Raw genomic sequence first — 12,517 nt, 5'->3', positions numbered from 1 at the left:
AACCATTATTTATGCAAAAATCAGATATCCCAAATTTTATCAGCTCTTCAGGCGTCTTCAATGTGCAGGAACTTGAACAATTGGCCAGTATTGAAGCAATCCCCACGGACGGAGAAATCGACAGCTTCAAATACGAACCCGAAATCCAGGAACTATTAAACGCCTTTATCGGCGATGAAAGCACCCGCATAACACACCAACTCCTCAAAGCCAAAGAATTCCTTAATCAAGGAAGGGTAGAAGAGGCATGGAAACTGATGCTTCTATAAAATAGAAAAGAGTGGAAGGATTCCACTCTTTTCTATTTTATAGAAGCAGTATTGAGATATGAGATTTGAGTATTGAGATATTAACCGTGTCAACTATATCTATAAAATAGACATAAGACATATGACATTAAAACAAAGACATGTTTCAATCCCTGTGTCGTCTTAAATTTCCGGTTTCTATCTCATATCTCACATCTCAAATCTCTGTACTATATCTCAAACCTATCTGCATTCATCACTTTGGTCCATGCTTTCACAAAATCCCTAACGAATTTCTCTTGTGCATCAGCACTTGCATAAACCTCAGCTACGACGCGGAGCTCAGAGTTGGATCCAAAGACTAGATCGGCTCTAGTTCCTGTCCATTTCGGTTGGCCAGTCTTGCGGTCCGAACCAATGTATAGCTCTTTGTCCTCAGATGCTGCTTTCCAGGAAGTATTCATGTCAAGCAAGTTCACCAAGAAGTCGTTGGTCAATTGACCTGGACGATCAGTGAAAACACCATCTTTAGAACCGTCGAAATTAGTATCCAATACACGCATACCTGCTAAAAGAACGGTTAATTCAGGAGCTGTAAGATTCAATAATTGAGCTTTGTCGATCAATAATTCTTCAGTACTTGAAGTGTATTTTCTTTTCTTGTAATTTCTGAAACCATCAGCGATAGGCTCTAAGAACCCTACAGATTCCACGTCGGTCTCCTCTTGCGAAGCATCCATACGACCTGGAGTAAATGGAACTTTAACATCGTTTCCAGCATCTCTAGCTGCTTTTTCAATCCCTCCATTACCTGCAATAACAATCAAATCCGCAATGGACAGCTTCTTGCCTGTGGTTTGTGCTTGGTTGAATTGGTCTTTTATATTTTCCAATACGCCCAATACCTTATTCAATTGCGCTGGATTGTTTACTGCCCAGTCCTTTTGAGGCGCTAAACGAACACGTGCACCATTGGCACCACCGCGTTTGTCAGAACCACGGAAAGTGGAGGCTGAAGCCCAAGCTGTGGAAACTAATTCAGAAACACTTAAACCTGAAGATAATACCTTGTTTTTAAGGTCTTCTACATCCGCTTCGTTAACCGTTTCATGATTAAGTTCAGGAATTGGATCCTGCCATAGGAATTCTTCAGCAGGTACATCCGGGCCTAGATAGCGGGAGCGTGGCCCCATATCCCTATGGGTCAACTTAAACCATGCTTTTGCAAATGCATCAGCAAATTCATCTGGATTTTCTAAAAACCTACGTGATATTTTTTCGTAAGCAGGATCAACCCTCAAGGAAAGATCCGTCGTCAACATCGTTGGCTTACGTTTTTTATTAGGATCAAATGGATCAGGAATAACATCATCAGCATCTTTTGCCACCCATTGAAATGCACCGGCAGGACTTTTGGTCAATTCCCACTCATACCCAAAAAGGTTTTCAAAGAAATTATTACTCCATTGTGTCGGCGTTTCTGTCCAGATTACTTCCAGACCAGAAGTGATAGCATCTGCACCAACTCCTGAATTATAGGTGCTTTTCCAACCTAAACCTTGATCTTCTAAACCTGCAGCTTCCGGTTCCTTGCCAACATGGTCTGCTGGACCGGCACCGTGGGTTTTTCCGAATGAGTGACCACCTGCGATAAGCGCAATGGTTTCTTCATCGTTCATCGCCATACGGCCAAAGGTATCACGGATATCTTTCGCAGCCAATAGCGGGTCAGGATTACCATCTGGACCTTCTGGGTTTACATAGATCAATCCCATTTGAACTGCCGCCAATGGATTCTCCAGGTCCCTGGAATGCACATCGCCATCCGCTTTTTCTTCCCCCGATAGCACACCATGGTCTTTATCTACGATTCCTTCTGAACCATGTGAATATCTTACATCGCCACCTAACCAAGTATCCTCAGATCCCCAGTATACATCCTCATCGGGTTCAAAGGCATCCACACGACCACCTGCGAAACCAATGGTCTTGAATCCCATAGATTCCAAGGCTATATTTCCGGTCAATACCAATAAGTCTGCCCAAGAAAGTCTCTTGCCGTATTTTTGTTTGATTGGCCACAATAATCGCCTTGCTTTATCCAAGCTCACGTTGTCTGGCCAGCTGTTCAAAGGAGCAAATCGCTGCTGTCCTGTTCCAGCACCTCCGCGACCGTCACCTACTCTGTAGGTACCCGCTGAGTGCCATGCCATACGTATGAATAAACCACCGTAATGACCAAAGTCGGCAGGCCACCAATCCTGCGAATCGGTCATCAAAGCATGAAGATCCTGTTTTACTGCCTCTAGATCCAATTTCTTGAATTCCTCAGCATAATCAAAATCTGGATCCATCGGATCAGATAGACTTGAATGCTGACGCAATAAACTAACCTTTAATTTTTTTGGCCACCAATCTGAAATTGTGGTTCCTCCGCCCGCAACCGTCAGATTCTGTTTAGCACTTCCATTATGAAATGGGCATTTGCTGATGTCATTTCCATTTTCCATATCTCTGAATTTATTTTCTATATAATATTTAAGTTAAATCGTATTTAATTGAACATCAAGGTGCATCGACATAAATTCTCTGCCCTCTGCTTTAAATTTAACTAAAGATAGATAAATAAAACCTAAGATTATCATGCGTCTTGATAGATTTTATCTATGTAACATCAATGAAAAAATTAATAGTTTGAGATGAATTTTAATATAGTTAAACTTTGGAAAACGCACTTAGGAAATGCTCAAGAGGATCAGATAAGATAGAGGTCTCAGGTACAATAGAAGGTCTAAGGTAAGGATAGAAGATCAGGCAAGAGTAGAGCTATCAGGTTTAAAAATTAGTTAATACTCCATTGCAAAATCAAAATATAATAAGCGCTTTTTCGTTATTTTATATGGTATTTCAATGACAGTATGATAAGCCCCGATTAATATTGCTCTATATAACTAAATTAAATGCTATGAAAAAGAAACCAATTGTTATAGTTCTTGTCACTATTCTCTTGATTCCCAATTTACCTGTAATCAATAAGTATGTCGCTCATCGATTGGATGAGGGGCATTTCAGATATGCTAACTTAGATGGGTCGTATACAACGACACAGCATTTTTCATTTAAAAGCCCAGCGTTTTCAATGTTTGGATTTAATCAATTTATTAAAGAAACATCTCCAGCAAAAGAAAATCAAAAGCTGTACCGACTGTACAAAATTAATCCGTTATGTTTTTGGAGGTGGAACAATTATCTAAAAAAATCTATACATTTTGAATATAAGGATTGGGAAAATATCGAAAAGAACAGGCAAAAGAAGGGGATAGATACCAACTCGACTTGGCAAAAATTCTAGCATCTTACATAAACAATAGGAGGAATAAGAATAGCAGGTTCAGGTCTAAATACTAAGTACTAAATACTGTTATACTAAAAAAGCCGCTTATAGCGGCTTTTTTCTGTACCTAGGGCGGGAATCGAACCCGCACTCCCTTAACGGGAACAGGATTTTAAGTCCTGCGTGTCTACCAGTTCCACCACCTAGGCAACTGAGCGAAAGACGAGATTCGAACTCGCGACCCCAACCTTGGCAAGGTTGTGCTCTACCAACTGAGCTACTTTCGCTTGACGTGGTGCAAATATAGAGAGAAAATTGAAATCCTAAAATTATTTTTTCAAAAATATTTCATTAATCCCCCAATCCATTGTCTTTCAGTATCTCTAAGATCAAATTATTTTCATACCCTCGGCCCAAGGCATATTGATAGAGTTTATTTCTATGTTTATAGGGGTCTGACTCTTTAATTAAGGCCGATTTCTTCTCCAAGATCGACCTCAATTTCTCAAAATAATCGTTCGGGTCGATCTCCTTCATCGCAATCTTGATCAAGGGAGCTGAAACCTGTTTCAATTTCAATCCCTGCATGATCTTGATGCGGCCCCAACCTTTTATCCTAAACTTCCCCAGGACATAGGCCTTCGCAAAACGCTCCTCATTGAGGAAATTATTTTCTATAAGGTAGCTGATAATATTTTCAACATCCTTACTATGTAAACCCCATTGGTATAATTTGTCACGAACTTCCTGTTGTGATCGCTCTTGATAAGCACAATAGGATTCGGCTTTCCGTTTGGCTTCCAGGGGAGTATAGGTTCTCTGTTTTTTAATAGGATCATCCATAATGCAAATCTTCAAAAAATGATGAACTTTTAAAAAAAATGATGAACTTCGTTCTTTATTTGCAGAATCATGTATACTATTAAATTTATTTGCGAGGAATTAAATATAAAACCTTTGATATCAAATGATTTAACGTCTAAAATCAGCGAACTAGTATACGATAGCCGTAAGGTAAACAATCCTGATGAATCTCTATTCTTTGCCCTAAAAGCCACTCGTGATGGTCATGATTTTATTCCAGATGCCTATAAGAAAGGGATCCGTAACTTCGTTGTCTCCCATTTCGTAGCCTTTCTGGAGGATAAAAACGATGTCAATATCATTCAGGTCAATCATGTATTGCATTTTATGCAAGAACTGGTTGCATACCATAGAAGGCAATTCTATTACCCGATAATTGGAATTACCGGCAGTAATGGTAAATCTATAGTCAAAGCTTGGTTATTTCAGCTGTTGATTCCAGAAAAGAAAGTTTACCAAAGTCCCAAAAGCTATAATTCCCAACTTGGGGTCGCATTATCCTTATGGAACTTGGGACCACAATATGATCTTGCCCTAATTGAAGCTGGAATCAGTGAACCTGGTGAAATGTCCAGCTTACAACAGATGATACAACCTAATATTGGAATTTTCACTAATATTGGAGTGGCGCATTCCCAGAATTTCTCAAGCAAGCAAGAGAAATTAAAGGAAAAAATGAAACTTTTTTCCGAGGTGGAAACCTTGATAGCCGGATCTGAATATATCGAAAGAGAAGATATCGATCCCAAAATCCGCTTGGTAACCTGGGGAAGAACGGATATGGATCAGATCAAATTGATCCATGAAGAGACCCATAGCCAACTCAGTAAACTAAAGATCAGGATAGGTGAGGTTATCTGCATATGCCAGGTTCCTTTTACCGACCGCGCATCCATCGAAAACATAATGAGCTGTATAGCTTGCATGTATTTTATGGGTTACGATCCAGAGACCATCGTCGAAAGGATCCAAAACCTTAAGCCACTGGAAATGCGGCTGCAATTAAAGAAAGGGATCAATAATAGTTCGATTATCGATGATTCCTATTCCAATGACCTCGCATCTTTAAAGATTTCCCTGGAGTTTTTAAATCAACAGAACCAACACAGCAGCAAATCGCTAATCCTTTCTGAAATGGAAGGATTGGCTGAAAGTGAAAAATTACAGCAAAAACTGATTGCCTTGCTGAATTCTTCCCAACTCCAAAAGTTCATTTGGGTTGGTAACAGATACCCATGGTTTAAGGATATTGAAATAGATCTCATAAAGGACTATTCCAGTACTGAAGAATTTCTGGACCATTTGGCCGAATTGGATCTCAGTAATGAAAGTATCCTGATCAAGGGTGCGCGAAAATATCAATTCGAACGTGTAGTACAAAGGTTGGCCTTAAGGTCTCATGGGACGGTTCTTGAGATCAATTTGAATGCGATTTCAAACAACCTGATGTTATATCGCTCATTGATCCCTAAGAACGTCAAGCTTATGGCCATGGTAAAGGCTTTCTCTTATGGAAGTGGAAGTTTTGAAGTGGCAAATCTCTTGCAATTCAGCAAGGTCGATTACCTGACTGTTGCCTTTGCAGATGAAGGCGTAGAATTAAGGACTGCTGGCATCGCATTACCAATCATGGTCTTAAGCCCAGATCGCGATACCTTCCAATCTTTGATCCAGAATAATCTGGAACCCGAAGTCTACAGTATGGATTTTCTGGATGAGTTTTTAGAATTCCTGAAGGAACAGAACATCAGCGATTTCAAAATTCACCTGAAATTGGATACCGGAATGCACAGACTTGGCTTCTTTCCTTCAGAGATTCCCGCAGTGCTGGAAAAACTCAATGGTCAAAATCAGGTCAGGGTGCAGTCGTTCTTTACCCATTTAGTGGCATCAGGCGATCCAGGCCAAGATCCCTTTACCGAATCACAGATCTCAACCTATCTAGCTGCAGCAAAGCAATTAGAAAGTGGATTGGGCTATACCTTTATAAAACACGTAGCCAATACTTCAGCGATTGTCCGTTGGCCACAGGCACACCTGGATATGGTCCGCTTGGGGATAGGGCTTTACGGTGTGGATATGGATAAGAATTTGCCTACCCTTGAACAGGTCAGTAGTCTCAAGACTACCGTGACCCAGATCAAGAATTTACCGGCAGGGGAGACCGTTGGTTATGACCGAAAAGGTGTTATATCTAGGGACAGTAAAATCGCTACGGTAAAAATCGGTTATGCGGATGGTTATTCCCGCCGATTTGGTAATTCAGTTGGAAAAATGCAAATTAATGGTTTCCTTGCACCCACAGTCGGCAATATCTGTATGGATATGTGCATGTTGGATGTTACCGGACAAAATGTTCAGGTAGGAGATGAGGTCCTGGTTTTTCCAAGCATAGTGCAAGCAGCCTCCGATATCGGTACTATTCCATATGAACTGCTGGTCAATATTTCAAGTCGAGTAAAAAGAGTCTATTATTACGAGTAAAATGATAACTAAATTTTTTCAACAATTCTTTTATTACCTCATTAAAGGAACACTGGTCGTAGCACCTGTTGCCGGAGCGATTTTCGTGATTGTTTGGTTGGTGGCGACATTGGATGGCGCATTAAATATTACAGAACATTTTTTGGTTGATGAAACCGGGAAACCGCTTTATATACCAGGATTAGGGATTGTCTCGGTCATTCTTTTATTGACATTGATAGGTTTTATTTTTACTACATTGGTTACTGCACCCATCCGGAATTGGTTGAGCAGGACGATCAGTAAGATTCCATTGTTCAATACCTTATATTCTTCTATCAAGGATTTTACGGAAGCCTTTGTGGGAGATGCCAAAAAATTCAATGAACCTGTTTTGGTTGAAGTAAACGAATTTGGCCTTAAAAAAATTGGTTTCTTGACCCAGAAAGATTTACATATCATCAACCTCCCTGGTGAAGTAATCGTTTATTTTCCTTATTCCTACTCCGTAGCCGGACAGGTCGTGGTTGTTTCCTCGGAGAAAGTGACCAAGTTGAATATTTCCGCTACTGATGCCATGAAATTAGTGGTTTCTGGAGGGGTAAGCGGTTTGGAAGGTAAAAAGGAGTCCAAGAAAGAACAGAATTAATAGAAAACCATGTTTTGGAAAAATAATTCAAAAAACATCAAGGATCTGGAATACAAACTCTTGTATTCAGATGCTGAACTTAGTTTTTTGAATGCGCAGACCGAAAGGGAACTTTCGAAGTTGTATTACAATCAATCGACTGAGAATGGAATCCTGAAAAGCAAGTACCAGGAATACCAACAGGAGGTATTGGCCATTTCAAAAAACACCAAACACTCGGTAGATGAAGAAAGCAAATTGCTCTCAAAATTTATTGACTTGTATGCCGGACTTTCCAGTTCCGAACATTACCATATGGTAGATATAGCTATTGAAGATGTTGAGGCTAAAATACCAGCGTTGCTGCTTTTTCCGATTGTGCAGAATGCAATGATCAATGGATACAATAGCATGCAGAATTTTCCCATGAAACTAAAGTTAAAGGTAAAGGCACAGCAGCTAAGTCTAGAGGTCAGTAACCGCGTAAACCATTACCTAAGCAATCAGGCTGATGATCCTAGGGTCAAGCAATTGGAAAGTAGGTTGTTCTTGGAGTATGCAGATGATTACAATCTCTTTATCAATAGCAATTCCAATCTTTTTAAAATTACCCTACTGATAAAGCTTAAAATAGACTGATAACATTTACTCATACAAAAAAAGAGCAATCAATCTGATTGCTCTTTTTAAGTTAAATTAATCTGTATATATCGAAGTTTTAGTCTCTTTTACAATTGGCTGTCCAAGTTTCTCCTTCATCCGTAGTGTATCCAATTGTCAACTGATCAGCATCAATGGAAATCAGTCCAAGTTTTCCGTCTTCTAAGAACAGTTTATTGTTATCCCCTTTTTGCATCTTAACATTCAAGATATCTGGAATGTCACTATCAAAGATAAAGGAGTAATTAGAACCACCAACTTTGGTGACTGTTACTTTACCATCTGTTGAAGGTACGTTTTTCTCACTATCGTTTTTGTTAACATAACTGATTTTTCCTTTGTATTCATCCACAAATATGTCGTTATCTGCCGGATCATCGTCCTTTGAACATGCAGAAACTGCGAACAATACCACAAACAATAGACTCAGTAATTTCATTGATTTTTTCATAGTGCAAATTATTTTATCGTTTTTCTATAGTTTATCGCTACACTATGTCCAAAGGATATGCCAAGCAGGTCGCAACATAGCTGTTACAACATTATTTTAACATTATTTTAACATTCCTTAACCTAATGTTTCAAATAGGTTTAATTGGGGATTTTGTTGCTTTTTGAAGTGTGAGAGGTCATATTCAAACATACTTTGGTTCAATTTATTCTTCTTGCAATGAAGTCTGAAACTATCTCGGATAATTTCAGCAATCTGTCCTGTACCTCTCATCCTGTTTCCAAATTCACTATCATTTACTTTACCGTTATGGCATGCCTGAATGCTGTGCCAAATCTTATTGGCACGATCTGGATAGGCTTTGTTCAGCCATTCTTCAAAGATCTTTGAAATTTCACCATTTAAGCGGACCACGGTATATCCTGCCCATTGTGCACCTGCAGCAGCAGCAGCTTTTAATACCTTGGGTATTTCATGGTCAGTAAGGCCAGGTATGACCGGAGCGCACATGATTCCCACAGGGATGCCATTGCTCGAAAGGGTTTCGATCACTTTGAGCCGTTGTTGGGCAGTAGCCGTCCGAGGTTCCATTTTTGAACGGGTCTCCTTGGTCAAGGAATTGATGGAAACAAAGACCATACAGAGGTTTTTCTGCGCCATCTCCATTAAGATGTCCAGATCACGCAATACTAGGCTGTTTTTGGTAATGATCCCTACAGGTTGACCATGTTCCAGCGAAATTTTTAAGATAGCTCTGGTGAGCTTAAACTTGCGCTCTAAGGGTTGGTAACAATCTGTGTTGCCAGAAAGTGAAATAGGGGTTCCGTCCCAATTCTTTCGGGTTATAAAATCACGGTACAGTTTTGGGCTGTTGGACTTGACTAAAATCTTGCTTTCAAAATCTAGTCCAGCACTGTAGCCCCAATATTGATGGGAGTTTCTTGCATAGCAATAAATGCAACCATGTTCACAGCCCTGATATGGATTGGCGGAATATTCCATCCCCACATCAGGACTGCTTACCTTGTTGACTATGGTCTTCGGGTGGATGATGGTAAACTGGGTATTCGGAATATCCTGTTCCCAATCATCGATCCCTTCTGTATGATCTTGTGTATAACTAAGCTTAGAAAATACATTGTGTATATTCTTTTGCGCACCTCTCCCTGAAATAAATCCATGTTCCATCTCACCAATATTTTTACTAAAATACTAAAAATATTAGCAAAATAAAAAATGTCTTTTATTCTTCTACGGGTTCTAATACCGTGGCTTCCACTTGTTTGATCTCTTGGTCATCAGTTTTTGCCTTTAAATAATTGTGGATTTCGATCTGGGACCTACAGATTGGGTCATCGTTGCGGACATACTCATTGTTCTGTTTGTTGTTCAGGACCCTAGCCTTGACATTATCGCGCAATTGGATTTCGAGCATATCCAAAAGCTCATGTTTTAGCTTTTTACTGCTGATCTTAACTGCAGCCTCAATACGATGATCGAGGTTTCTGGTCATCAGGTCAGCGGAAGAAATATAGGTCAGTTCCTTTCCTGCCGCATAAAAATAGAATACGCGGGCATGTTCCAGGAACTCGTCAACAATGCTTATTGCATTGTATGGAACTGCAAATTTTCGCTGGTTCACTGCACAGAATATCCCTCTAACGATTAAATCCACCTGAACTCCCGCAGAAGAAGCCTCATAGATCTTTTTGATAGATTCCTTATCACTCAGTGAATTGATCTTTATGATAATTCGTGCTGGCCTTCCTGCCTTTGCCTCTGCAATTTCCTTGTCGATCAGGGCCGATAATTGCAATCGCATATCAAAAGGGCAGATCATCAGATGTTTATTGTGATGGATCTGTTGTTCTATTGGGACCTTCGGTTTTTGCAGAGCATTGAAAATCTTGTTGATGTCAGCCATTACCCCCTTGTTGCTGGTCATCAGGCAATAATCTCCATATAGTTTGGCGGTCTTTTCATTGATATTGCCCGTGCTCACAAAACCATACTGGATGGTCTTGTTCTGCACCCTTTTTTTGATGATACAAAGTTTGGCATGTACTTTCTTGTTTGGCACACCTACCAAAACTTTCACCCCCTCCATCTCAAAGCGCTCCTTCCACTCCAGATTATGCTCTTCATCAAATCTTGCACGTAGTTCCAGCATAACCGTAACTTCCTTGCCATTTCTTGCCGCATTGACTAGGGCATTGGCAATCTTGGAATTGCTGGCCATCCTATAGATGGTAGTCTTGATCGATTTTACATCGGGGTCCATCGCCGCTTCACGCAATAGATCAATCATCGGACGGAACTCATGGTAAGGGAAGGAGAGTAGGACATCTTTCTTCTGTATAATGTCGGTTACTCGGTCCAGCCCCGTGAAATCGGGATGTTCAAATGATCGGCGTTCTTCCGGTTTCTGATAGGACTTGAACACATCTGGGAAATCCATGAAGTGTTTAAAGTTATGGATCTTCTGACCTGGAATGATGGAGTCCTTCTTGCTAAAGTTCAATTTCTTGATCAATAGATCCAATAATTTAGGGTCCATTTCCTGATCGAAAACAAATCTGGTCGGTTTACCCTTTCTTCTGGTCTTGATTCCTTTACTGATTTTATCCGCAAAAGAAGTGTTGACATCGTTATCTAAATCAAACTCGGCATCTTTGGTTACCTTAAAGGTGTTTGCCACAAACTCATCAAACCCAAAGTAGGAGAATATATACGGTAGGTTTACCTTGACAATATCCTCTACCAGGATAATGTCCTTTTGGTTTTTTGCCGAAGGCAAGATTACAAATCGACCAAGTTGACGGGATGGAAGTTCGATAATGGCAAATTTGGTGTCATATTGCCAATCATCTTTATACATGGCAATCCCTAGGTATAGACTTTTGTCCCTTAAGTACGGCATAGGTTTACTCTCATCCAATATCAAAGGAATAATATTGGTTTCCACCTCTTCATCAAAATAATTCTTGACAAACTCCAATTGTGTAGGACTTAAGTCCTCTGCAGACTTGATATAGACCTTTTGTTTGGCCATTTCTCGCTGCACTTGGTTCCAGATTTTGTCAAACTTCCGCTGTTGCTTGATCACGATTTCCGTAATCTTCTCCAGAATGATCGCTGGAGCTTTGTAGAAATAGCCATTGGACTCCTTCGTGTTTATTTCAGCTGCCCTTTTTAGTGCGGCTACCCGAACCCTGAAAAATTCATCGAGATTATTGGAAAAGATTCCCAAAAACTTAATTCTTAAATGTAAGGGGACTGTTGGATCCGCAGCTTCTTGTAAAACTCGACCATTAAAACTTAACCAACTAATATCTCTCGGGATAAACTTGCTTGCCATTTCTCTATCTATCATCATAGCTCAAAGATGTTCGAGCTTTATTTGGTAAAAGTTAATAAATTAATATCAAATTATTAAATAATCAGGGAAGACAAAAGATATTAATTTAATCTAAGGGTCTCTACCTCTTTAGCCTCTCTAAACTTGATTTTTATAACTATTTGCCAGATTTTAGCTTGAACTTTTTATGTATTTTACGGATTAATAATTACCTTCAATTAATTGTCGGTTAAAATTAGATAAAATAACTGTAAATAATAATTAATAAATAAACTATTTGGTAACATCGTGATGGATTGGTCAATAATTTTCGAATAACATAGGAAGAAATAAAACTGACAAAATAAAAGAGCATCCAAGAAAACCTGGATGCTGTCATTACTACTATAATCGCAATAAATAAAATGCAATTTAACAACAGCTATTTTCCTGCTTTAATGAATTTAAGAATGGCCTTTGTCATCCAATAAACATCTTTAGGTTAAATTATTGTTTGTTAAATATTTTATTT

Annotated in this window: 10 protein-coding genes and 2 tRNA genes; 5 read left to right on the top strand and 7 right to left on the bottom strand. The window is 39.5% G+C overall.

The genetic code is table 11. The features are described 5' to 3' along the window. The first annotated feature begins 11 nt into the window (after positions 1-11). Positions 12-269 carry a hypothetical protein gene (locus ACWIB3_RS12890; RefSeq protein WP_254527279.1) on the top strand — a complete coding sequence of 86 codons (258 nt, stop codon included), beginning with the start codon at positions 12-14 and terminating at the stop codon, positions 267-269. 209 nt (positions 270-478) lie between these two features. On the opposite strand, the gene katG is transcribed toward ACWIB3_RS12890, so the two are convergent. Beyond that, positions 479-2,758 (bottom strand): catalase/peroxidase HPI, encoded by a 2,280-nt coding sequence (gene katG, locus ACWIB3_RS12885; RefSeq protein ID WP_454291796.1) that lies wholly within the window; start codon positions 2,756-2,758, stop codon positions 479-481. Between the two features lie 455 nt (positions 2,759-3,213). On the opposite strand from katG, the gene ACWIB3_RS12880 reads away from it, so the two are divergent. Then, on the top strand, positions 3,214-3,600 hold the full coding sequence (locus ACWIB3_RS12880) for a hypothetical protein (protein WP_185212231.1): 387 nt from the start codon (positions 3,214-3,216) through the stop codon (positions 3,598-3,600). A gap of 106 nt (positions 3,601-3,706) precedes the next feature. On the opposite strand, the gene ACWIB3_RS12875 is transcribed toward ACWIB3_RS12880, so the two are convergent. The 3 genes from ACWIB3_RS12875 to ACWIB3_RS12865 form a co-directional block, all read right to left on the bottom strand. Further along, positions 3,707-3,791, bottom strand: a tRNA-Leu gene (locus ACWIB3_RS12875). Positions 3,792-3,796: 5 nt separating this feature from the next. Further along, a tRNA-Gly gene (locus ACWIB3_RS12870) sits at positions 3,797-3,869 on the bottom strand. A gap of 64 nt (positions 3,870-3,933) precedes the next feature. After that, positions 3,934-4,425, bottom strand: a complete 492-nt coding sequence (locus tag ACWIB3_RS12865; RefSeq protein ID WP_185212230.1) for a regulatory protein RecX — start codon at positions 4,423-4,425, stop codon at positions 3,934-3,936. A 69-nt stretch (positions 4,426-4,494) separates the two neighbouring features. Between ACWIB3_RS12865 and ACWIB3_RS12860 the strand changes: the two genes are divergently transcribed. From ACWIB3_RS12860 to ACWIB3_RS12850, 3 genes are read left to right on the top strand one after another with little or no spacing between them, the layout of a single operon-like run. Next, entirely contained in the window at positions 4,495-6,930 is a 2,436-nt protein-coding gene (locus ACWIB3_RS12860; RefSeq protein WP_454291795.1) for a bifunctional UDP-N-acetylmuramoyl-tripeptide:D-alanyl-D-alanine ligase/alanine racemase, read from the top strand. A 1-nt stretch (position 6,931) separates the two neighbouring features. After that, the gene (locus ACWIB3_RS12855; RefSeq protein WP_254527274.1) at positions 6,932-7,558 is read left to right on the top strand and encodes a DUF502 domain-containing protein; all 627 of its coding nucleotides are present in this window, start codon (positions 6,932-6,934) and stop codon (positions 7,556-7,558) included. A 9-nt stretch (positions 7,559-7,567) separates the two neighbouring features. Beyond that, positions 7,568-8,176, top strand: a complete 609-nt coding sequence (locus tag ACWIB3_RS12850; RefSeq protein WP_454291794.1) for a hypothetical protein — start codon at positions 7,568-7,570, stop codon at positions 8,174-8,176. 79 nt (positions 8,177-8,255) lie between these two features. Here ACWIB3_RS12850 and ACWIB3_RS12845 read toward each other — a convergent pair whose 3' ends face one another. The 3 genes from ACWIB3_RS12845 to ppk1 form a co-directional block, all read right to left on the bottom strand. Then, positions 8,256-8,648, bottom strand: a complete 393-nt coding sequence (locus ACWIB3_RS12845; RefSeq protein ID WP_254527272.1) for a hypothetical protein — start codon at positions 8,646-8,648, stop codon at positions 8,256-8,258. Positions 8,649-8,765: 117 nt separating this feature from the next. Continuing rightward, on the bottom strand, positions 8,766-9,836 hold the full coding sequence (locus tag ACWIB3_RS12840) for a PA0069 family radical SAM protein (protein WP_185212226.1): 1,071 nt from the start codon (positions 9,834-9,836) through the stop codon (positions 8,766-8,768). A gap of 55 nt (positions 9,837-9,891) precedes the next feature. Continuing rightward, positions 9,892-12,024, bottom strand: a complete 2,133-nt coding sequence (ppk1, locus tag ACWIB3_RS12835) for a polyphosphate kinase 1 (protein WP_214648411.1) — start codon at positions 12,022-12,024, stop codon at positions 9,892-9,894. Between the last annotated feature and the right edge of the window lie 493 nt (positions 12,025-12,517).

It is taken from the genome of Sphingobacterium sp. NPDC055431 (assembly GCF_053644255.1).
Note: the sequence above shows the minus strand (reverse complement) of the source record. Positions and strands in the feature narration are given on the sequence as shown.

What these genes read in the sequence shown, in the direction of transcription:
- ACWIB3_RS12880 (WP_185212231.1), top strand. Translation starts at nt 3,214, where the DNA reads ATGAAAAAGAAACCAATTGTTATAGTTCTTGTCACTATTCTCTTGATT.
- ACWIB3_RS12840 (WP_185212226.1), bottom strand. Translation starts at nt 9,836, where the DNA reads ATGGAACATGGATTTATTTCAGGGAGAGGTGCGCAAAAGAATATACAC.
- ACWIB3_RS12845 (WP_254527272.1), bottom strand. Translation starts at nt 8,648, where the DNA reads ATGAAAAAATCAATGAAATTACTGAGTCTATTGTTTGTGGTATTGTTC.
- ppk1 (WP_214648411.1), bottom strand. Translation starts at nt 12,024, where the DNA reads ATGATGATAGATAGAGAAATGGCAAGCAAGTTTATCCCGAGAGATATT.
- ACWIB3_RS12860 (WP_454291795.1), top strand. Translation starts at nt 4,495, where the DNA reads ATGTATACTATTAAATTTATTTGCGAGGAATTAAATATAAAACCTTTG.
- ACWIB3_RS12865 (WP_185212230.1), bottom strand. Translation starts at nt 4,425, where the DNA reads ATGGATGATCCTATTAAAAAACAGAGAACCTATACTCCCCTGGAAGCC.
- ACWIB3_RS12850 (WP_454291794.1), top strand. Translation starts at nt 7,568, where the DNA reads ATGTTTTGGAAAAATAATTCAAAAAACATCAAGGATCTGGAATACAAA.
- ACWIB3_RS12890 (WP_254527279.1), top strand. Translation starts at nt 12, where the DNA reads ATGCAAAAATCAGATATCCCAAATTTTATCAGCTCTTCAGGCGTCTTC.
- ACWIB3_RS12855 (WP_254527274.1), top strand. Translation starts at nt 6,932, where the DNA reads ATGATAACTAAATTTTTTCAACAATTCTTTTATTACCTCATTAAAGGA.
- katG (WP_454291796.1), bottom strand. Translation starts at nt 2,758, where the DNA reads ATGGAAAATGGAAATGACATCAGCAAATGCCCATTTCATAATGGAAGT.